18 protein-coding genes and 1 pseudogene are annotated in these 19,688 nt (G+C 68.0%); 13 read left to right on the top strand and 6 right to left on the bottom strand.

What is annotated here, in order from left to right:
• The 8 genes and pseudogenes from LRR16_RS08515 to LRR16_RS08480 form a co-directional block, all read left to right on the top strand.
• Positions 1-221 (top strand): annotated as a pseudogene (locus LRR16_RS08515) (hypothetical protein); the annotation flags it as partial.
• 164 nt (positions 222-385) lie between these two features.
• A complete protein-coding gene (locus LRR16_RS08510; protein WP_232205583.1) occupies positions 386-865 on the top strand; it encodes a hypothetical protein in 480 nt (159 codons plus the stop codon).
• A gap of 8 nt (positions 866-873) precedes the next feature.
• Positions 874-1,566: a C39 family peptidase gene (locus LRR16_RS08505; RefSeq protein ID WP_006579047.1), complete on the top strand. Its 693-nt coding sequence runs from the start codon at positions 874-876 to the stop codon at positions 1,564-1,566.
• Positions 1,567-1,578: 12 nt separating this feature from the next.
• Positions 1,579-2,454, top strand: a complete 876-nt coding sequence (locus LRR16_RS08500) for a flagellin (protein ID WP_232205582.1) — start codon at positions 1,579-1,581, stop codon at positions 2,452-2,454.
• 175 nt (positions 2,455-2,629) lie between these two features.
• Positions 2,630-4,048: a hypothetical protein gene (locus tag LRR16_RS08495; protein ID WP_064574497.1), complete on the top strand. Its 1,419-nt coding sequence runs from the start codon at positions 2,630-2,632 to the stop codon at positions 4,046-4,048.
• 217 nt (positions 4,049-4,265) lie between these two features.
• The gene (locus tag LRR16_RS08490) at positions 4,266-4,778 is read left to right on the top strand and encodes a hypothetical protein (RefSeq protein ID WP_064574495.1); all 513 of its coding nucleotides are present in this window, start codon (positions 4,266-4,268) and stop codon (positions 4,776-4,778) included.
• A gap of 167 nt (positions 4,779-4,945) precedes the next feature.
• Positions 4,946-5,869, top strand: a complete 924-nt coding sequence (gene gcvA / locus LRR16_RS08485) for a transcriptional regulator GcvA (RefSeq protein ID WP_232205581.1) — start codon at positions 4,946-4,948, stop codon at positions 5,867-5,869.
• A 29-nt stretch (positions 5,870-5,898) separates the two neighbouring features.
• Complete coding sequence (locus LRR16_RS08480; RefSeq protein WP_232205580.1) at positions 5,899-6,681, top strand: SDR family oxidoreductase; 783 nt, start codon at positions 5,899-5,901, stop codon at positions 6,679-6,681.
• Here the strand turns inward: LRR16_RS08480 and LRR16_RS08475 are convergent.
• A complete protein-coding gene (locus tag LRR16_RS08475) occupies positions 6,672-7,598 on the bottom strand; it encodes a LysR family transcriptional regulator (protein WP_064574489.1) in 927 nt (308 codons plus the stop codon). The genes LRR16_RS08480 and LRR16_RS08475 overlap by 10 nt on opposite strands.
• 177 nt (positions 7,599-7,775) lie before the next feature.
• On the opposite strand from LRR16_RS08475, the gene LRR16_RS08470 reads away from it, so the two are divergent.
• From LRR16_RS08470 to LRR16_RS08455, 4 genes are all read left to right on the top strand, one after another.
• Positions 7,776-9,140 carry an acyclic terpene utilization AtuA family protein gene (locus LRR16_RS08470; protein ID WP_232205579.1) on the top strand — a complete coding sequence of 455 codons (1,365 nt, stop codon included), beginning with the start codon at positions 7,776-7,778 and terminating at the stop codon, positions 9,138-9,140.
• 8 nt (positions 9,141-9,148) lie between these two features.
• Positions 9,149-9,490 (top strand): hypothetical protein, encoded by a 342-nt coding sequence (locus LRR16_RS08465; protein WP_064574601.1) that lies wholly within the window; start codon positions 9,149-9,151, stop codon positions 9,488-9,490.
• A gap of 99 nt (positions 9,491-9,589) precedes the next feature.
• Complete coding sequence (locus LRR16_RS08460) at positions 9,590-10,570, top strand: tripartite tricarboxylate transporter substrate binding protein (protein WP_064574487.1); 981 nt, start codon at positions 9,590-9,592, stop codon at positions 10,568-10,570.
• A gap of 140 nt (positions 10,571-10,710) precedes the next feature.
• Positions 10,711-12,201, top strand: coding sequence for an AMP nucleosidase (locus LRR16_RS08455; RefSeq protein ID WP_006578750.1), 1,491 nt, complete (start codon positions 10,711-10,713; stop codon positions 12,199-12,201).
• 92 nt (positions 12,202-12,293) lie between these two features.
• Here the strand turns inward: LRR16_RS08455 and leuA are convergent, their stop codons facing one another.
• A complete protein-coding gene (gene leuA / locus LRR16_RS08450) occupies positions 12,294-13,979 on the bottom strand; it encodes a 2-isopropylmalate synthase (RefSeq protein WP_064574485.1) in 1,686 nt (561 codons plus the stop codon).
• 831 nt (positions 13,980-14,810) lie between these two features.
• Between leuA and LRR16_RS08445 the strand changes: the two genes are divergently transcribed.
• Positions 14,811-16,019, top strand: a complete 1,209-nt coding sequence (locus tag LRR16_RS08445; RefSeq protein ID WP_232205578.1) for a hypothetical protein — start codon at positions 14,811-14,813, stop codon at positions 16,017-16,019.
• Positions 16,020-16,145: 126 nt separating this feature from the next.
• Here LRR16_RS08445 and LRR16_RS08440 read toward each other — a convergent pair whose 3' ends face one another.
• From LRR16_RS08440 to LRR16_RS08425, 4 genes are all read right to left on the bottom strand, one after another.
• Positions 16,146-16,814, bottom strand: a complete 669-nt coding sequence (locus tag LRR16_RS08440) for an OmpW family protein (protein WP_370646768.1) — start codon at positions 16,812-16,814, stop codon at positions 16,146-16,148.
• Positions 16,815-17,043: 229 nt separating this feature from the next.
• The gene (locus LRR16_RS08435) at positions 17,044-17,376 is read right to left on the bottom strand and encodes a DUF6587 family protein (RefSeq protein WP_006578754.1); all 333 of its coding nucleotides are present in this window, start codon (positions 17,374-17,376) and stop codon (positions 17,044-17,046) included.
• Between the two features lie 17 nt (positions 17,377-17,393).
• Positions 17,394-19,280 (bottom strand): ferrous iron transporter B, encoded by a 1,887-nt coding sequence (locus LRR16_RS08430; protein WP_232205577.1) that lies wholly within the window; start codon positions 19,278-19,280, stop codon positions 17,394-17,396.
• A 23-nt stretch (positions 19,281-19,303) separates the two neighbouring features.
• On the bottom strand, positions 19,304-19,591 hold the full coding sequence (locus tag LRR16_RS08425; RefSeq protein ID WP_023263727.1) for a FeoA family protein: 288 nt from the start codon (positions 19,589-19,591) through the stop codon (positions 19,304-19,306).
• Positions 19,592-19,688 lie beyond the last annotated feature (97 nt).

The following is a 19,688-nucleotide window of genomic DNA, read 5'->3' as shown; positions in this document are numbered from 1 at the left end:
GTGCGGGCGGTACCAGCGGCGTGGGCAACGGTGCGACCGGCGGCGCCGGTGGCGCTGGCGGCGCGGCGCTGGCCGATGCAGGCACGTTCAACATGTCCAACGCGATGAGCAGCGTCGGGCAGTCGGCGGCCGGCATCATGATCGCCAACCAGAACAGCGGCCTCGGCTCGCTGGTGCAACAAGCCGTCACGGTCCAGGCCAACCTGGCTGTAGGCAGGTAAGACGCTGCGCGGGCGCGCATGCCGGCGCGTGGATGGCGCGCCGGCATCGCGCCTTGCGCGGTGTTGCTCTGCAGGAGTGGGCGTACCGGCCTGTGCCGGGACGCCCGTTCGACGGAACGTCCGGCCTCCCGCCATGCGGAGACGGGACACAAGGAGGCACCATCATGCGAGCGGTCCGCACCGCTGTCGGCGCTTTGACGACAGCATTCCTGCTCTGGCCCGGCCTGCCTGCCGCGGCGGAGCCGTCCGCCGCGCCAGACGCGGTGGGCCCGATGGCCGCGATGCCGCCTACCGCCGGCATGCCGGAAGAGAGCGGCAAGGACACCACGACAGCTACAGCACCGCAGTCAACCGTCGACAACTCGGCGCCAGGCCAGACGGGCACCGTGCTCGCCGGCTTCGGCAGGCCGGTCGACACAGCGGCGCTCAACGAGATCCGCGGCGGCGCCGAAGTGGTGGTCAACGATATGCGCCTGGCCGGCGTGGTCGCAGACAACACCGCCAACCGGGTGATTACCGGCAGCAACGCGATTTCGGATGGGGCGTTCGCCAATGCCAGCGGCTTGCCCACGGTGATACAGAACACCGGCGCCAACACGCTGATCCAGAACGCGACGATCCTGAACGTGCGATTTGGACCATGAAGCGGGCCATGAAGCTGCCACGGCTCGCCGCAGTGGCGGCGCTCGCCTGGGCGTCGGCCATGCTGCCGGCGCACGCCGCCGATACGGTGGTGCTTCAGCCGGCGGGCAGTGACTACAAGGTCCGGACGGTGAGCCTGAAGGAGGCACGCTTCAAGACCACCATCCGGCAGCAATACGACTTCAGCTGCGGCTCGGCCGCAGTGGCGACCCTGCTTACCTATCAGTACGGCCATCCGGTCACGGAAGCCGAAGTGTTCCAGCAGATGTACCTGACCGGCGATCGCGCCAAGATCCAGCGCGAGGGCTTCTCGCTGCTGGACATGAAGCGCTTCCTCGAATCGCGCGGCTTCATGGCCGATGGCTTCGAACTGCCGCTGTCCAAGCTCGAGGAGACCCAGGTCCCGGCGATCGTGCTGGTGGTCGAGAACGGCTACCACCATTTCGTCGTGGTCAAGGGGGTACGCGGCAATCGGGTGTTGGTTGGCGATCCCGCGCTCGGTACCCGAGCGTTGTCTCGCGAACACTTCGAACGGATCTGGGACAGTAGTCTTCTGTTCGTGATCCACAACCGCACCGATCTCGCGCGCTTCAACCAGCCTGCGGACTGGCGCGTCGCACCCAGTGGGCCGTACTGGATGGGGGTCAATCGGGACAGTCTGTTCTTTACCGTCATGCCTAAGCATGGCGTTGGAGACTTCTAGGGACCCGTCATCATGTATCGACAAGCTTTGACTACGCGGCCGGCACGCCGCGGCGCAGCCCGTGGCGCTGCCAGCTCGGCCGCGGCCGCGATGCTGCTCGGGGCGGGGCTGGCCTGCGCCGGCCAGGCCTGGGGCACGCAGGCCGCGCGCGATGGCGGACTGGACGCCGGCCTGGCGTCGCACCCCGCCGCGGATCCGCATCACGGCGCCATCGCTGCCGCGCGCAGCGGCATGGCCGGCTGGACACCGGTCGCATCGGCTCGACTGGAAGAACTGCGGGGCGGCTTCGAGACCGGCGGCCTGCAGGTCTCGTTCGGCATCGAACGCGCCGTCTATATCAACGGCAACCTGGTGGTATCGACCAGCCTCGTCATTCCGGACGTCAGCCGTATCACGTCCGAACAGGCAGGGCGGCTCGCGGCGGCGCTGCAGAGCGCCGCCAATGCAGGCTCGGTCGCGGCCAACGCGCTCGGCCAGGCGGGGCAGGGCACGTCGACGCCGGGTAGCGGCAGCGCCAGTTCGTCGGCCAGCGCTGGGCAGCCCGGCACGGCGACGTCAACGCCGGGCACCGCCACCGTGGCGGCGCCATCGCCCGCACCACCTTCCGGGGCGACCACGATGCCGGCGCCGGCGGTGATCGCCACCGCGACCGGTTCGGTCACCACCAACGGCCTGCTCAATCTGATCCAGAACGGGCCGGGCAACAGCTTCAACGCGGGGGCGCTGGCAGGTACGCCGGCGACCGTGATCCAGAACTCGCTCAACAACCAGTCGATCCAGAGCCTGTTGACCATCGATGCGGGCGTGAACACCTTGCAGGCGTTCCGCGCGGGGGTCGCCGGCGCGGCATTGAACAGCGCCCTGCAACGGGCGGCGAGCATGCGGTAGAGCCAGGTCGCATACGGGACCACACGGACCACTCGAGACCACACGAAGACCACATCGAAGCAGGCAGAGGCAACGGATGCACGCGGTCGCATCCGGAAACACAGGGGTGCATCGCAACAACGCAAAGCAGGCCGCGGACTCCTGAACCAGTCCGCCATCCGGGGGGAGGAGAGTCATGAGAAAAAGGTCGATGCAGGGCATCCGGCAGGCGGGATGCTCGACCTTGCTTTTGCTGGGGGGATTGGCGCACGCGCAGAACCTGCCCGACAACGGACCGACGGCTGCCCAGCTCGAGGCCCTGAAACGCGAGGTCGCCGAACAGGCCGCCGTGCTCGACGCGATGAAACGCTCGATGGCCCAGCAAGAGGCCACGATCCGCGAGCTGCGCAGCATCGTCGGCGTGGATGCGCTCGCCAACAAGCGCGGCGGACAGCGCGGCGGCGTGACCGGCGGTGACATTGCCACCGGGGCGGCGACGGCGCCCGCGGCGGCCAGCGGCAATACCGGCCTGCCGAATACGCGCAACGTGCCGGTCAATCAGGCACAGGCACAGGCCCCGGCACAGGCTCCCGCCAACGGCAGCACCACGGTCGCGCAGGCGCAGGAGCCGGTCGGCCGGCCACCGGAGCGCGACACGCGTCCGCCGGAAATCGCGCCGATCTTCGATCAGCCCGGCGTGCTGACGCCGCCCGGCCGGCTGGTGGTCGAGCCGGCGTTCCAGTACGGCTACTCGTCGAACAACCGGGTGGCGCTGGTCGGCTATACGGTGATTCCGGCGATCCTGATCGGCCTGATCGATGTGCGCGAGGTCAAGACCTCGACCTATGTCGCCTCGGTCGCGTTCCGCTACGGCATCACCAAGCGGCTCGAAATCGAAGCCAAGGTTCCGTACGTGCATAGCTCGGGTTCGACCATCAGCCGGGAAGTCTTTACCGGCACCGCGGTCGACAACGTCTTCAATTCGAGCGGCAGCGGGCTCGGCGATGTCGAGGCGACGCTGCGCTATCAGCTGAACTACGGCAACGACCGCATGCCGTATTTCGTCGGCTGGCTGCGCTACAAGTCCAATACCGGCAAGAGCCCGTTCGACGTGGTCACCGATTGCGTGCAGCGCTGCATCGGCAATACCACGGGTACCGGGCTGCCGCTGGGCATGCCGACCGGCACCGGCTTCCACGCGATCCAGCCGGGCATCACGTGGCTGCTGCCGACCGATCCGGCGGTGTTCTTCGGCACCTTCAGCTATCTGCACAACTTCGGCCGCGACAACGTCAGCCGTACCGTGCTGAACGGCCAGAAGGAGCCCTTGGGCAAGATCGAGCCGGGCGATATCTTCGGCTTCAACTTCGGCATGGGCCTGGCGCTGAACGAACGCGCGTCCTTCAGCATCGGCTACGACCAGAGCATCATCTGGCCGACCAAGCAGAACGGCCAGACCGTGCCCGGCTCGGTGCGGATCACGCAGGGCTCGTTGCTGGTCGGCTATTCGTACCGCTTCAGCGACCGCTATACGCTCAATATCTCGGTCGGCGCGGGGCTGACGCGCGATACGCCCGACCTGCAGGTCAACGTGCGGCTGCCGATCACGTTCTGAGCGGTTTCCATCCCGGCGTCATCGCCGTCACGTCGGACAGCCGCCCGCGTGACGGCTACGTGGCGCCGCGCCGGCACGGTGCGGTGCATCCCACGAGCGCGCTTGCGATTCCCTGCCTGGTGGCGTACAAAAGTAAAACCCGCCCAGCTGGCGGATTCTGCCGCCACCTGCCAGCCTCGGCAGCCCACGGACGGGACCTCGCTCGGAGGAATCCGTCATGCGCAAACGCATCTACTGGTTATTGCCCGACGTGGTCAGCGCTCGGCGCACCATGGACGATTTGCTGATCAATCGCGTCGAACACCGGCACATCCACTTCGTTGCCCGCGACGGCATGGACATGACCGGCCTGCATGAGGCCAATCTGTTCCAGACCTCCGATATCGTTCACGCCGCCGAGATGGGTTTGATGATCGGCGGCGCGGTCGGCGTGGTCGCCGGCGTGGTGGTGGCGATGTTCCCGATCGTCGGCGATACCCCGCAATGGGGTCTGGTTGGCGTGCTGGCCGTGCTCGGCGCGGTGTTCGGTGCCTGGGCCTCCAGCATGATCGGCAGCTCGGCGCCCAACAGCCGGCTCAAGCCCTTCGAGGCCGATATCGCCGAAGGCAAGATCCTGCTGATCGTCGATGTGCCGCGCGGCCGTTGCGAGGAAATCGAAACCCTGCTGCGCAGCTCGCATCCGGAAGCCCGCTTCGCGGGGATGGACCCGGCGGTGCCGGCGTTCCCCTGATTCCGGCGCGCTGCATCGCATCGACGATCTGACGGTACGTGGTGCACCGGGGGCGCTGGTGCACCACGTTCCCTCCGCGCGCCAGTCCGGCGCGATTCCCTGTGCATTGACCCCCCGCCGGGAAACCGGTAGCTTCCGTGCGACCCTTCCATCTCGCCTGAAGATCGATGAATCGCATGCTGCCGGGCACGCGCGCCCTCCGGACCTTTGAAGCGGCGGCGCGGCACCTGAATTTCACGCGCGCGGCCGACGAGGTCGGCCTGACCCCCGCGGCGGTCAGCTACCAGATCAAGGAAATCGAGGAACAGCTCGGCATCACGCTGTTCACGCGCACCAGCCGCAGCATCCAGCTGACGCCGGCCGGCGCGGTCCTTTACGAGGCGACCGCCGAGGCGCTCGACAACCTGCGCCGCGCCACCGCGCGCGCCCGGCGCATGGCGCGAGGCGCTGCGCATCTGCGGATATCGCTGGAGGCGCGCTTCGCTTCCAACTGGTTGCTGCCCCGGCTGCCGCAATTCCGCGCGGCCAATCCCGGCCTGGAGCTGACCTTCGATATCAGCGAGCAGGTCCGCGATTTCGAGGCCGACGACATCGACGTCGCGATCCGTTTCGGCGCCGGCCGATATGAAGGTGCACGCGCCGAGCGCCTGTTCGGCACAGTGGTGGTACCGATCTGCAGCCCGGGCCTGCTGGAATCGGGCCCGCCGCTGCGCGAGCCACGCGATCTGCTGCACCACACGCTGTGCCACGTCGACTGCCGCACCGATGGCATCGTCTGGCCCGACTGGCCGATGTGGATGGCGGCGGCCGGCATCGACGACTTCGACGACAGCCGCTGCATGGCCTTCGCCGATTCCACGCACGTCGTGCAGGCCGTGCTGGACAGCGGCGCGGTCGGCCTCGTCGAACTGCCGATGATCGCCAACGACCTCGCCGCGGGCCGGCTGGTCAGGCTGTTCGATATCGGGGTCAGCGTGGCGCAGGACTATGGCTACCACCTGGTCTATCCGGAAAGCAGCAGCGAAGATCCGCGGCTGGTAGCGTTTCGCGACTGGCTGATCGAACAAACCAGACAGGCGCCCCAGCGATAAGCCGGGCGCCCTGCGGTATATTCCCCCGCATGTCCGCGCATACCTCTTCCCATCCCTTCTCACACTCCTTCTCCCTGACCAGCCGCGTGGCGCTCGTCACCGGTGGCGCGCAGGGCCTTGGATTGGCCATTGCAAAAGGCCTGATCGATGCCGGTGCCACCGTGCTGGTCGTTGCGCGCAGTGCGCAGCGTGTCGAGCAGGCCGTGGCCGCGCTCGGAGCGGGCGCGCATCCGCTGGTGCTCGACATCACCGACGAGGCCTCGGTCGCGCAGGCGTTCGACCGCATCGACGCGCAATACGGCCGGCTCGACATCCTGGTAAACAACGCCGGCGCGCGCAATCGGCAGACCATGGCCGAGCTCGATACCGGCGACCTGCGCGCCATGATGGAGACCAACCTGGTCGCGCCGTACAACCTGTGCCGGCATGCCGCGATGCGCATGCGCCGCGGCGGTTATGGGCGCATCATCAATGTCAGCTCGATCGCGGGGCAGGTCGCGCGCGGCGACGACGTGCTGTACCCCGCGACCAAGGGCGCGCTCGATGCGCTGACGCGCTCGCTATCCGCGGACCTGGGGCGCGATGGCATCACCGTCAACGCGATTGCGCCGGGGTTCTTCGCTACCGAGCCGAACCAGCCGATGGTCGGCGATGCCGGCGTCAAGGACTGGCTGCAGCGCCGTACCTCGCTGGGCCGCTGGGGGCAGCCGGACGAAATCGCGGGCGCCGCGGTGTTCCTCGCCTCGCCGGCGGCGTCCTATATCACCGGCCACGTCCTTGCCGTCGACGGCGGCTATCTCGCTCACTTCTGACGCGTCCGCCGCTCGGCATCCTGGGCGCCGCGCCGCTTGCGGAAGTGCGCGTACACGTAGTCGAGCATCGCGCTGGCCGCGGCCGAATCGCCGCGATCGCGCAGCCGTACCAGGCAGATGTCGCGCACCAGCGATTCGAGCCGCAGCGGCCGGATCGCCAGATTGGGCAGCTGGAACTGGAACAGGGCGAGCGACGGCACCACGGTGACGCCCAGCCCGGCGGCCACCAGCCCTGCCACGGTGGCCAGGTGCTCGACCTCCATCACGCCATTGAGCCGCGTCGGATGCAGCGCGGCGTCCAGATGCTGCCGCACGCTGCTGGTCCGCGACAGATGGATGAACGGCAGGCCGGCCAGCGCCGAAGGCGCGATGCTCCGGCGCGACGCCAGCGGATGATCCGCCGGGCAGACTACGTGAAAGGAGTCCGCCACCAGCGGCTCGATCTTCAGATCGGCATCCTGGCCGGGCGCCGGCGCCAGCGCGAAGTCGACGCGGCCGCGCCGTACCAGATCGATGCAGCCGTCGGCCAGCACATCGTGCAGCGCCAGCGCGATGCCCGGATAGCGTGCGCGGAACGCGGCGAGCACCGGCGGCAGGTCGCCCGCGGCGATCGACGGCAACGCGGCGATTGCGACCCGTCCCTTGCGGCGTTCGGCATGGTCGCGCAGGTCGGCAAAGGCGTCCTCGAAATCCCCCAGCAGCCGCTCGGCCACCTCCTCGAAGCGGCGGCCCTCGGCACTGAGCTCGACAAACCGCGTGGTGCGCTCGAACAAGCGGGCGCCCGCCTGCTCCTCCAGCGTGCGGATCAGCGCGCTGAAGGCCGACTGCGACAGATGGCAGGCCTGCGCCGCGCGCGTGAAATTGCGCTGCTGGGCCAGCGCGACGAAGGCGCGCAGATGCTTGACGGACAGGTTCATGGCGGCGGGCGGGATCGGAAATGCGCGGGATGGCGACCTGGATTGATCGAACAGACCGCTAGATTAATCCAAATAATCCGTTTTTCCGAATTTGAGGTCATGCCTAGAATGCCGTGACGGCTGCGCGCAAGCGCTGTCCCCTTTATTGACTGTCGTCCTGCTGATATCGCGCCCGCCATGGTTTCTCCGCTCTCGATCGGCTCCGGTGCCGGCTTCTCCGGCGATCGCATCGACGCCGCGCTGCCCGTGGTGCGCACGCTGATCGCCGACGGCGGCCCCGCCGCGCTGATCTTCGAGACGCTGGCCGAGCGCACGCTGGCGCTGGCCCATCTGGCCCGGCGCGCCGACCCCGGGCGGGGTTACGAGCCGCTGCTCGACGCGCTGCTGAGCCCGGTACTGGGCCTGTGCGTGGCGCACGGCATTCCGATCATCGGCAATTTCGGTGCGGCCAATCCGCACGGCGCCGCGCGCCGCGTGCAGGCGCTGGCGGCCGAACTGGGACTGCCGAGGCCGCGCGTCGCCGTGGTCGAGGGCGACGATCTGTCGGGCGAAGCCGGCCGTACGCTGCTGTCCGGCATTCTTGGCGAGGCCTTTCCCGAGCGCCGCTTCGTCTGCGCCAACGCCTATATCGGCGCGCAAGGCATCGCCGATGCGCTGGCCGCCGGCGCGCAGGTGGTGGTGTGCGGCCGCGTCGCCGACCCGGCGCTGGCGGTCGGCCCGGCGATGGCGCATTTCAACTGGTCCTGGCAGGACTGGGACCGCCTCGCGCGCGCGACCATGGCCGGCCATCTGCTGGAATGCGGGGCGCAGGTGACCGGCGGCTACTTTGCCGATCCCGGCATCAAGGATGTGCCCGACGTCCATGCGCTGGGCTATCCGATCGTGCGGCTGGACAGCGATGGCGGCATCGAGGTAGGCAAGGCGGCCGGCACCGGCGGCTGCGTCGATCTGCGGACCGTCAAGGAGCAGCTGCTGTACGAGGTGCACGATCCCGCCGCCTATCTGACGCCCGACGTGGTCGCCGACATCGGCGCGGTTACCGTCGAGCAGCTGGGCCCTGACCGCGTGGCGGTGCGCAATATCCGCGGCCATGCGCGTCCCGAGCAACTGAAGGCCAACCTGTTCCACGAGGGCGGCTGGATCGCCGAAGGGGAGATCTCCTACGCCGGTCCGAACGCCGCGGCGCGCGCGCGGCTGGCCGGTGACATCGTGCGCAAGCGGATGGCGATGCTCGGCCACGCTGTGCCGGTGCGGCTCGACCTGATCGGCGTGCTCAGCGTGCTGGCCGACGATGGCGGCGCATGGCTCGCCGCATCGCAACCGAACGAAACGCATAGCCAGGACGTGCGGCTGCGCGCCGCGCTGGCGCACGAGGACAAGGCCGTTGCCGAGGCGCTGCTGCGCGAGGTCAACGCGCTGTACTGCTGCGGGCCTGCCGGCGGCGGCGGCGTGCGCACGGCGCTGCGTCCGCGGCTGAACGCGATGTCCTGCCTGGTGCCGCGCGAAGCGGTGTCGCCGCGCTACACGATGATCGAAGGCTGACCATGACCATGCCCGACACCATTGCGCTCTATCGACTGGCCCACGCCCGCACCGGCGACAAGGGCGACCGCTCGAACATCAGCGTGATCGCCTACGACGAGCGCGATTTCCCGCATCTGCTGCAGCACGTGACCGAGGACGCGGTGCGCGAGCTGTTTCGCCATCGCGATCCCGCCGCGGTGACGCGCTACGTCGTGCCATCGCTGCACGCGATGAACTTCGTGCTCGACGGCGTGCTGGACGGCGGCGTCAACGATGCGCTGAATCTGGACGCGCACGGCAAGGCGCTGTCCTTCCTGCTGCTGCAGCTGGAGATTCCGTTGCCGCCGCGCCTGCATGCCGGCGGCTGACCGGCGCCGCGCATCGGCGCATTCCAACCTCATAAAACACCCAGAGGAGACCACACCATGCCATTCCGATTCCGGCCCACCGCGGCGCGAACGCAGCCAATGCCGCGCCTGAAGACGCTGCTGCCGGCGCTGGCCGCACTGACGGCATTCGCCGCACTGGCGCTGCCGTCCGCACCGGCGCGCGCCGAATTCCCCGACAAGCCGGTCCGCTTCGTCGTGCCGTTCGCGGCCGGCAGCGCCACCGACCAACTGGCCCGCGCGATCGGCCAGGCCATGACCACCGACGCCAAGGTCACCGTGGTGGTCGACAACAAGCCCGGCGCCAACGGCTTCATCGCGGCCTCCGACGTCGCCAAGGCCGCGCCCGACGGCTATACGGTGCTGATCACGACCAACACCACGCACGCGGCCAACGAGCATCTGTTCAAGAAGCTGCCCTACGATCCGGTCAAGGACTTCACGCCGATCACCGCGCTGGGCAAGGGCGGGCAGATCATGGTCGTCAATCCGCAATTGCCGGTGAAGACCGTGGGCGAGTTCATCGCGCTGGCCAGGCAGCAGCCGGGCAAGCTGAGCTTCGGCAGCGGCAGCTCGTCGTCGCGCATCGCCGGCGAACTGTTCCAGCAGATGGCGAACGTCCAGCTGCTGCACGTGCCCTACAAGAGCAATCCGCTGGCGGTGACCGACCTGCTCGGCAACCAGATCCAGATGATGATCACCGATACCGCGACCGGCCTGCCGCAGGTCAAGAGCGGCAAGCTCCGGGCGCTCGGCGTGTCGGGCAAGACCCGCTCGCCGCTGGCCCCGGACGTGCCGACCATCGACGAAGCCGGCGTCAAGGGCTACGAGATGAGCTACTGGTTCGCGGCGTACACCCCGGCCGGCACCCCGCAGCCGGTGGTGGCGAAGCTGAACGACTTGCTGGTCAAGGCGGCGCGCAGCCAGACCGCGAGCAACTTCTATCGCAGCACCGGCACCGAGATCTTCACCAGCACGCCGGCCGAACTGGCGGCCTTCCAGCAGCAGGAATCCGCCAAATGGGGGCGCATCATTCGCGCCGCCAACATCCAGCCGGAGTGAGCACGGGTAGTCGTCCCCGCGCAAGCGGGGACCCAGCGTCTTGCAAAAGACGCTAAGATTCCCGCATTCGCGGGAACGACGTGGCGACCGTTTCCCGAGTAGCCAGTACGGTCGTGTGCCGGGCCCGTGCGGGCCGGAGTATGATCGTCGCCATGCAAGCCTCGATCTTCTCTTCCGCCCATCCGGCCGACCAGCTGGCCGAGTTTACGGACCCCGAAGCCGCGCTGGCGCGCATCGGCGAGATCTACGACAACGCGGTCGGCGCGGTACGCGCGCGATTCGATGCCTTCGCCCGCGGCGAGCCGCTGCCTTCGGCGGCCCATGCCTGTTATCCCTATCTGGGCATCTCGGTCAATATCGAGACGATGGTCACCGACAGCCGGCCGTCGTGGGGCACGGTGGCGTATCCCGGCGTTTATGGCACCACCGTGACACGGCCGGATCTGTTTGCGGACTACTACCGCGACCAGATCGAACGGCTGATGCGCTATCACCGCGTGCCGGTGGTGGTGGGCACCAGCCGGCGGCCGATTCCGCTGCCCTTCGTGATCGAGGCCTCGACCACCGACATCAGCTACACGCAGGCGCGCGAGCTCGAGGCCTCGTTCGTGCTGCCCGAGCTGAGCCGCATCGATGACGGGATTGCGAATGGCACCTACGAGCCGGTGCCCGGCGAGGCCTGGCCGCTGTCGCTGTTTCCCGCCGAGCGCGTCGATCTGGCGCTGCAGCGGCTGTACCACTACACCGGCACGGCGCCGCAGCACTTCCAGCGCTTCGTGCTGTTCACCAATTACCAGCGCTATGTCGACGAATTCGTCGCGCTCGGCCGCTCGCTGATGAGCGGCGCCGATGGCGACGAGTACGTCCGCTTCGTCGAGCCGGGCGACATCGTGCAGAACCACGGCGAGGCCGAGCCCGATCTCGCGCTGTATCCGCGCGCGCTGCCGCAGATGCCGGCCTATCACCTGGTGCGCGAGGACCGGCTTGGGGTCACGTTGGTCAATATCGGCGTCGGCCCGTCCAACGCCAAGACGATGACCGACCACCTGGCGGTGCTCCGCCCGCATTGCTGGCTGATGGTGGGGCATTGCGGTGGCCTGCGCCGCTCGCAGCAGCTTGGCGACTACGTGCTGGCGCACGCCTATGTGCGCGACGACCACGTGCTGGACCAGGACCTGCCGCCCTGGGTACCGGTGCCGCCGATCGCCGAGATCCAGGTCGCGCTGCAGGAAGCGGTGGCGCGCGTGACCGGGCTGTCCGGTAACGAGATGAAGACGCGGATGCGCACCGGCACCGTGGTCTCGACCGATGACCGTAACTGGGAGCTGAAATCCAAGACGCTGTACGCGCGCTTCAACCAGTCGCGCGCGATCGCGATCGACATGGAAAGCGCGACGGTGGCGGCCAACGGCTTTCGGCTGCGCGTGCCCTACGGCACGCTGCTGTGCGTCTCGGACAAGCCGCTGCATGGCGAACTGAAGCTGCGCGGCATGGCCAACGCCTTCTATCGCCAGCGCGTCAGCCAGCATATGACGATCGGTCTCGAAGCGATCCGCATCCTGCGCGAGAACGGCGTCGAGGCGTTGCACTCGCGCAAGCTGCGCAGCTTCGACGAGCCGGCGTTCCGGTAAACCGCGACAACACTGGTCAACCGAGTGTTTCCCCTCTCCCGCAAACGGGAGAGGGGCGCAGACCAACGGTGTCGCAAAGGCCAAAGCGTACGTCAAGCCGCCTGCTGCTGCGAACCCCGCTGCGCCGCCTCCGCCCGCAAATGCCGGTTGACACCGGACACCACCGCCTTCAGCGACGCCGTCACCAGGTTCGCATCGATGCCCGCACCGAAGCCGGTCGCCGATTCTCCCACCCGTACCTCGACATAGCAGGCCGCACGCGCATCGGCGCCGGACGATTGCGCATGCTCGTGATAGTCCATCACGCGCACCGGCATGCCGAGCGCGCGCACGAAGGCGTCGATCGGACCGTTGCCCTTGCCGCGCACCACGCGCGTGGCGCCATCCTGCACCAGCGTCGCCTCCACCTCGACCTGATCGTCCTGGCCCGACATCATTCGATGCGACACATAGCGCAGCGGCGCATCGGCCTCCAGATACTCGCGGCGGAACAGCGCGAACAGATCGTCGGCGCTGGCCTCGGCCCCGGTCTCGTCGGTCATGCGCTGCACCGCGCGGCTGAATTCGATCTGCAGCCGGCGCGGCAGATACAGCCCATGCACCTGTTCGAGCAGATACGCCATGCCCCCCTTGCCGGACTGGCTGTTGACGCGGATCACCGCGTCGTAGCTGCGGCCCAGGTCCGCGGGATCGATCGGCAGATACGGCACCTCCCAGATCGCGTCCGCTTTCTGCTGCGCGAAGCCCTTGCGGATCGCGTCCTGGTGCGATCCGGAGAACGCGGTGAATACCAGGTCGCCCGCATAGGGATGGCGCGGGTGCACCGGCAGCTGGTTGCAATGCTCGACGCACTGGCGCACCTCGTCGATATCGGAGAAGTCGAGCTGCGGATCGACGCCCTGCGTATAGAGGTTCAACGCCAGCGTGACCAGGTCGACGTTGCCGGTGCGCTCGCCGTTGCCGAACAGGCAGCCCTCGACGCGATCGGCGCCGGCCATCACCGCCAGTTCGGCCGCCGCCACCGCGGTGCCGCGATCGTTATGCGGATGGACCGACAGCACGATGTCGGCACGGCGCGCGAGATGGCGATGCATCCATTCGATCTGGTCGGCGAACACATTGGGCGTGCTGCACTCCACGGTGCTCGGCAGGTTCAGGATCATCGGCCGCGCCGCGCTCGGTTCCCAGATATCGGCGACCGCGTCGCTGACCTCGAGCGCGAAGTCGAGCTCGGTCATGCTGAAGGTCTCCGGCGAATACTCGTAGGTCCAGGCGGTGCCGGGAATCGCGTCGGTCAGTTCACGAATCAGCCGCGTGCCGGCCAACGCGATCTGCTTGACCTCGTCGCGGCTCGCACCGAACACGATGCGGCGAAACGCCGGCGCGATCGGGTTGTACAGATGCACGACCGCGCGCGGTGCGCCGCGCAGCGATTCGATCGTGCGGCGGATCAGGTCGTCGCGCGCCTGCGTCAGCACGACGATCGTCACATCATCGGGAATGCGGTCCTGCTCGATCAGCATGCGCACGAAGTCGAAATCGGTCTGCGATGCCGATGGGAACGCGACCTCGATCTGCTTCAGGCCGATCTTCACCAGCTGCTCGAAGAAGCGCAGCTTGCTCGCCACGCTCATCGGTTCGATCAGCGCCTGGTTGCCATCGCGCAGATCGGTGCTCATCCAGATCGGCGCGCGCGTGATGCGCTGGTTGGGCCAGCTGCGATCCGGCAGATCGACGGTGGCGGCGGGACGGTATTTGACGGCGGGGTTGCGCAGCATGAACGGGTCCTCCTCGCGAGGAATTCGCGATAGCAAGGGGAAAACGGGGCCGCATGGCGAGCGGACGGTCGGACGATCGGACGATCGGAGGGCCGAATACCGATCAGGACCGCAATCGGAATCGATAGCGGCGTGCCAATGCGAACGGAAAGGTGGCGACAGGCTGCCGAACTGCCACGGGGCGCTAGGCCCGGCAACCGATCGGTAGGTCTAGTTGTAGCGAGGAGAGCGCGCGGACGAGCGCGGGGACCGAGCCGAAGCCGTCGATGGCGATCGCACGACGCACGCGCGCCGACGCGGCGATGCACAGGGCATCGGCGGCTTGGCGGTGGACGGTCGGCGCAACGGACATCGTGCTGGCTGGTGTGAGAGTGTCGAGAGTCGACGGTGTGGAAACGCGTGTAGCAGCGACAAAGCGTAGTGCATCGAGCGTCGACTCGTCAAGCGTGCATCCGTGCTTCCGCCGTGCGTCGTCACGCGGTGGCCTCGGCCAAATGAATGAGATCGCCAGCGCGACCTCGTACCTGAACGCGTGCTGCCACACGCAAACCGCGGCGGTGGTCCACCGCCTGGCCGGTACAGCGTGAGTTGCGTCGCGCCTAGCCTGAAGGGGGACATTGTCCCAGCCAACGGGGAGACATCATGATCGGAACGGGAACGGGATCGAAGCCGCTCGCCTGGGTCGCGGCGGCGCTGACGGCAATGGTATTGGCCGCGTGCGGTGGAGGCGGGGGCGGCGATGGTGCGGGGGCGAATCCGAGTTCAGGCTCGGGCTCCGGCAGCTCGTCAGGTCCAGACTCCAACGGATCACCGACGACGGTCAGCTATACCGTGACACTCGGACAATCGGCGGGACAGGTCGGCGTGGGCCGCACGCTGACCCTTGCGGCCGTCGTCGTCGACAGCAACGGCAGGGACGTCACCGCCCAGGGCAGCTACGCGTGGACCTCGTCCGATCCCGCGGTCGCCACGGTGACACCAAGCGCCAACGTCGCCGGCGCCGCGGTCGTGACCGGCATCGCCGCGGGTACCGTCACCGTGCAGGTCGCCGCGACCATCAACGGTGCCGACGGCAAGGCGATCGCGCTGCCGGTGCAGACCGCCACGATCACGGTCGCGGCCAGCCACAACTACAGCCTCGCGGTGTCGCATCCGCTACTGACCTTGGCCAATGGCGAAACGCGGCAGATCCGCGCCACGCTGCTCGATGGCGACGGCATCGATGTGTCCGCCGCCGTGCACGACTGGGCCTGGGCGAGTTCGGCTGCCGGCATCCAGCTGAGTGCAGATCGCGAGCGCGCGACGCTGCACGGCGTCAATCCGTCGACCAGCAGCACGGTCGAGGGCACGGTCACGATCGGCGTGACGGCGCCTAATGGCGCCGCGTTGGCCGCCCGAATCGCGGTCGTCGTGCTGAAGAACGGCAGCTACGGCTACACGCTCGAGCTGCTGCGCAACGGCACGCCGATCGATGCGATCTCGATCCTGAACGGCTATCCGGCAACGCTGTCGGCGCGCGTGATGCGCAGCGACGGCACCGATGCGACCGCGCAGTTCGACGGCCAATGGTCGTACGCGAGCACCTCGCCGTCGCTGTCGGTCGTACCAACCGCAAGCGGGCGCGGCTTCACGTTGAATACCAGCCGTCCCAATGGCGCCGATCCGCTGCAGAGCCTGTTGAAAATCACCGCCACCAGCAAACAGCTCGATGCCACGCCGAGCGCCGGCCTGACGGTGACCGAGCAGCCGACCTGGGCGCTGGTCTACGATGGCCCGCAGCCGCTGCGTATCGCGACGATGCCGCCGCTGCCGATTCCGGTCACCGCGACCGTCAGGCATCGCGGCACCGCGCTGACCTTCGTCGAATGCGAGGCATGGGACTGGCAACAGTCAGGCAATATCGCCGTGACCCCGGCCACGCATCCGGGCCAGGTCGGCGTGACGCCGCTGACCCCTGGCGAGTTCTCGCTGACCGCGAGCTGCAGCGTCAGGCAAAGCGGGCAGCGATTGTCGGTGACGATCAACGGCAGCGCGATCTGAACACGTCGTTCCCGTGCAAGCGGCCCCAGCGCTTTTCAAAGCCACTGGGTCCCCGCCTGCGCGGGGACGACGTTGAGGTGTTCGGATACGCAGCGTACCCATTTCTGCGTGACCGCAGTCCGCCGCTCAGAACCGGTATCCGAGGCCAACGCTGAACAGCCACGGGTCGAGCTTGACCTCCGACACCTTGGCGCCGGCCGCCTTCACATCGCTGGACAGCCACACCTTCTTGATGTCCGCATTCAGGAACCAGTTGCGCGTCAGCCGGTAGTCCATGCCGATCTGCAGCGCGGGCGCGATGCTCCAGCGGTCCAGCGACAGCGTATTGCCGGCGATATCGGCGTCCCAGATCCGCGTGAAGTTCAACCCCGCGCCGACATAGGGCCGCAACGTGGCGTGCGGGCGGAAGTGATACTGCAGCAGCAGCGTCGGCGGCAGATGCTTGAACGATCCGATCCGGTTGCCGTCGAGATAGACGTCCTGCTTCTGCGGAACGGTCAGCACCAGTTCCGCGGCGAGGTGCGGCGTGAAGAAGTAGGTGACATCCAGCTCGGGGATCCACTTGTTGTTGACGCCGATCCGGTCCGAGGCACCGGCGCCGCCGACGGGGTCGGACTTCTGTGCAAAGTCGAGATAGGTGCCGCGCAGGCGGACCATCCAGTTGCCTTCGGGTTCGGTGCCGGATGGGTGGGCGGCGGCATCTGCCGCGCCGGCGTGCAGCGGGGTAAAGGCCATCATCGCGGCCGCCACGGCGGCCATTGCCAATCGGGTACGAGGAGATTGCATCGGGCTCATGTTGTTATCGACAGGACTGGGAAAGACCCCATGCCGAGTGTGCCGTTGCCGGCCTCTGACCCGTTTGACCTAAAGCAAAGGTCCATGCCGTCGTTCCCGCGCAGGCGGGAACCCAGCGTCTTTGAAAGCCACTGGGTCCCCGCATACGCGGGGACGACAAAGTGCCGGGCAAGAAAAAAGCCGGCAAAGCCGGCTTCGTCGAACTGCGGTGCCTGAGGCAGGATCGCGCCTAGCCCTTGCCCTGCGGTTTGCGCACGATGCGGATCGGTTTCTCCTGCGCGGCGGGCGCGGAGTTGGTCGTATTGCTCGACGTATTGCTGTCGCAGCTGTTGCAGCCGCCGCTGTCGCAGCCGGTGGCGCAACCCGATGCCACCGCCTGCGGCGCCAGCCGTGCCACCAGCCGCGCGCGCCATCCGCGTGCTTGCGCGCCGCCGAGGCTTGCCGCCAGCGCCGCCTTGACGCGCTCGCGCGTGCGCGGCATGTAGCGCGCCGCCACCGACAGCGCGCACACCAGCACGATCAGCGGCACCAGCACGGATTCGACGACGTGATAGAGCGACATGATGGCTTCCGAATGCCTCAGCTGAACAGCAGCGCCACGCGGTAGGTCACGAATGCCGCCAGATAGCCCAGGCCCGCCAGATACAGCGTGGAGGCCGCCATTACCTTCCACGAGTTCGTTTCACGGCGGATCACGGCCAGCGTCGAGATGCACTGCGGGGCGAACACGAACCACGCCAGCAGCGCGAGCGCGGTGGCCAGCGACCATTGCGCGGCGATCATCGGCGCGAGCTGCGCGGCCACGGTGTCCTCGCTGCCCGACAGCGCGTAGACGGTCGCCAGCGCGCCGACCGCGACCTCGCGCGCGGCCAGGCCCGGCACCAGCGCGATACAGATCTGCCAGTTGAAGCCGACCGGCGCGAACACCTTCTCCAGCGCATGGCCGATCATGCCGGCGAAGCTGTAGTCGATCGGCGGCAGCGTCGCGCCTTCGGGCGGGGACGGGAAGGTCGCCAGGAACCACAGCAGCACGGTGAGCGTCAGGATCACCTTGCCGACGCGCGACAGGAAGATGCGGGCGCGTTCCCACAAGCCGATCAGCACATCGCGCGGATTCGGAATGCGGTAGGCCGGCAGCTCCATCAGCAGCGGATGCTCGGTGCGGTCGCGGCGGAAGAACTTCAGCGCATAGGCGACCACCAGCGCGCTGACGATGCCGGCCACATAGAGCGCGAACAGCACCAGCCCCTGCAGGTTGAACACGCCCATCACCGTGTCCGCCGGAATGAAGGCGCCGATCAGCAGCGCATAGACCGGCAGCCGCGCCGAGCAGGTCATCAGCGGCGCGACCAGGATCGTGGTCAGCCGGTCGCGCGGGTCCTGGATCGTGCGGGTCGCCATGATGCCGGGAATCGCACAGGCGAAGCTCGACAGCAGCGGGATGAACGAGCGGCCCGACAGCCCCGCGCCCATCATCAGCCGATCGAGCAGGAAGGCCGCGCGCGGCAGATAGCCCGATTCTTCCAGCGTCAGGATGAACAGGAACAGGATCAGGATCTGCGGCAGGAACACCACCACGCTGCCCAGGCCGGCGATCAGGCCGTCGACGATCAGGCTGCGCAGCAGTCCATCGGGCAGCAGGCCGCCGACCAGTTCGCCGGCATAGGCCACGCCGCCCTCGATGCCTTCCATGATCGGCTCGGCCCACGAGAACACCGCCTGGAACATCAGGAACAGCAGCACGGCGAGGATCGCCAGGCCGAACACCGGATGCAGCACCACACGGTCGATACGGTCTTCGAGGCTGGCCGACGCGGTCGGCATCGCCACCGCGGCGTCGAGCAGCCGCTTGACCTCGGCATGGGTATCGAAATCGTCGGCCGGGGCCGGCGGAGGCGGCGGGGCCGACGGCAGCGCGCCGTCGAGCACCGACAGCAGCGCGGCGGCGCCGCCGCGCCGCACGGCAACCGTCTGCACCACCGGCACGCCCAACGCTGCCGCGAGCTTGTCGCGGTCGATGCGGATGCCGCGGCGTTCGGCCGCGTCGCTCATATTGAGCACCACCACCATCGGCAGGCCGAGGCGGCGCAGCTCCAGCACGAAGCGCAGGTGCAACCGCAGATTGGTGGCGTCGACGACGGACACCAGCAGATCGGGCCGTGCCTCGCCGGGGCGGTTGCCCATGCAGACGTCGCGCGTGATGGCTTCGTCCAGACTGGTCGCGTGCAGGCTGTACGCCCCGGGCAGATCGAGGATGCGCACCTGCCGGCCCGACGGCGCGACGAAATAGCCTTCCTTGCGCTCGACCGTGACACCGGCGTAGTTGGCCACCTTCTGGCGGCTGCCGGTCAGCCGGTTGAACAGCGCGGTCTTGCCGCAATTGGGGTTGCCGACCAGCGCGACGCGCAGCGGCGCCTGCGCGGTGGCGGCGGAAGCGGGAGTGGCGGGAGAAGTAGCGACGGACATGGCGTAATTCGAATCGGTCCGCTTCACGCGGTACTGGCTTGATTGACTGCGTCGGCCGTCTTGCCGGTGCGCGCGCCCTCGGGCTGCACCGTCACGCGGGCGGCTTCGGCGCGGCGCAGCGCGAAGCGCGTGCTGCCGACCTGGGCGACGAGCGGGTCCTTGCCGAACGGGCCGTAGGTGATGATCTGCACGGCCTCGCCGGGCACGAAGCCGAGCTCGCGCAGGCGTCGGGCGATGGGATCGTTCGGGGTGCTGTCGTCGACCGACAGTACGATGGCCGCGGTGCGCCGCGGCAAGTCTGACAAGCGCATGAGCTTTGGTCCCGCGGCGGGTTTGCCGGCGTGGCGCCGGTACTACCTGACCGCTTGCTTAGTGATGAATCAGCGAGCGTAGATGAGAATCGTTTGC

The organism is Cupriavidus sp. UGS-1 (genome assembly GCF_021213615.1).
Taxonomy (GTDB): domain Bacteria; phylum Pseudomonadota; class Gammaproteobacteria; order Burkholderiales; family Burkholderiaceae; genus Cupriavidus.
This window is presented reverse-complemented; position numbering and strand designations above follow the sequence as displayed.

What these genes read in the sequence shown, in the direction of transcription:
- leuA (WP_064574485.1), bottom strand. Translation starts at nt 13,979, where the DNA reads ATGCTGCGCAACCCCGCCGTCAAATACCGTCCCGCCGCCACCGTCGAT.
- LRR16_RS08505 (WP_006579047.1), top strand. Translation starts at nt 874, where the DNA reads ATGAAGCTGCCACGGCTCGCCGCAGTGGCGGCGCTCGCCTGGGCGTCG.
- LRR16_RS08455 (WP_006578750.1), top strand. Translation starts at nt 10,711, where the DNA reads ATGATCGTCGCCATGCAAGCCTCGATCTTCTCTTCCGCCCATCCGGCC.
- gcvA (WP_232205581.1), top strand. Translation starts at nt 4,946, where the DNA reads ATGAATCGCATGCTGCCGGGCACGCGCGCCCTCCGGACCTTTGAAGCG.
- LRR16_RS08425 (WP_023263727.1), bottom strand. Translation starts at nt 19,591, where the DNA reads ATGCGCTTGTCAGACTTGCCGCGGCGCACCGCGGCCATCGTACTGTCG.
- LRR16_RS08495 (WP_064574497.1), top strand. Translation starts at nt 2,630, where the DNA reads ATGAGAAAAAGGTCGATGCAGGGCATCCGGCAGGCGGGATGCTCGACC.
- LRR16_RS08430 (WP_232205577.1), bottom strand. Translation starts at nt 19,280, where the DNA reads ATGTCCGTCGCTACTTCTCCCGCCACTCCCGCTTCCGCCGCCACCGCG.
- LRR16_RS08460 (WP_064574487.1), top strand. Translation starts at nt 9,590, where the DNA reads ATGCCGCGCCTGAAGACGCTGCTGCCGGCGCTGGCCGCACTGACGGCA.
- LRR16_RS08500 (WP_232205582.1), top strand. Translation starts at nt 1,579, where the DNA reads ATGTATCGACAAGCTTTGACTACGCGGCCGGCACGCCGCGGCGCAGCC.
- LRR16_RS08470 (WP_232205579.1), top strand. Translation starts at nt 7,776, where the DNA reads ATGGTTTCTCCGCTCTCGATCGGCTCCGGTGCCGGCTTCTCCGGCGAT.
- LRR16_RS08480 (WP_232205580.1), top strand. Translation starts at nt 5,899, where the DNA reads ATGTCCGCGCATACCTCTTCCCATCCCTTCTCACACTCCTTCTCCCTG.
- LRR16_RS08490 (WP_064574495.1), top strand. Translation starts at nt 4,266, where the DNA reads ATGCGCAAACGCATCTACTGGTTATTGCCCGACGTGGTCAGCGCTCGG.
- LRR16_RS08465 (WP_064574601.1), top strand. Translation starts at nt 9,149, where the DNA reads ATGCCCGACACCATTGCGCTCTATCGACTGGCCCACGCCCGCACCGGC.
- LRR16_RS08435 (WP_006578754.1), bottom strand. Translation starts at nt 17,376, where the DNA reads ATGTCGCTCTATCACGTCGTCGAATCCGTGCTGGTGCCGCTGATCGTG.
- LRR16_RS08440 (WP_370646768.1), bottom strand. Translation starts at nt 16,814, where the DNA reads ATGAGCCCGATGCAATCTCCTCGTACCCGATTGGCAATGGCCGCCGTG.
- LRR16_RS08510 (WP_232205583.1), top strand. Translation starts at nt 386, where the DNA reads ATGCGAGCGGTCCGCACCGCTGTCGGCGCTTTGACGACAGCATTCCTG.
- LRR16_RS08475 (WP_064574489.1), bottom strand. Translation starts at nt 7,598, where the DNA reads ATGAACCTGTCCGTCAAGCATCTGCGCGCCTTCGTCGCGCTGGCCCAG.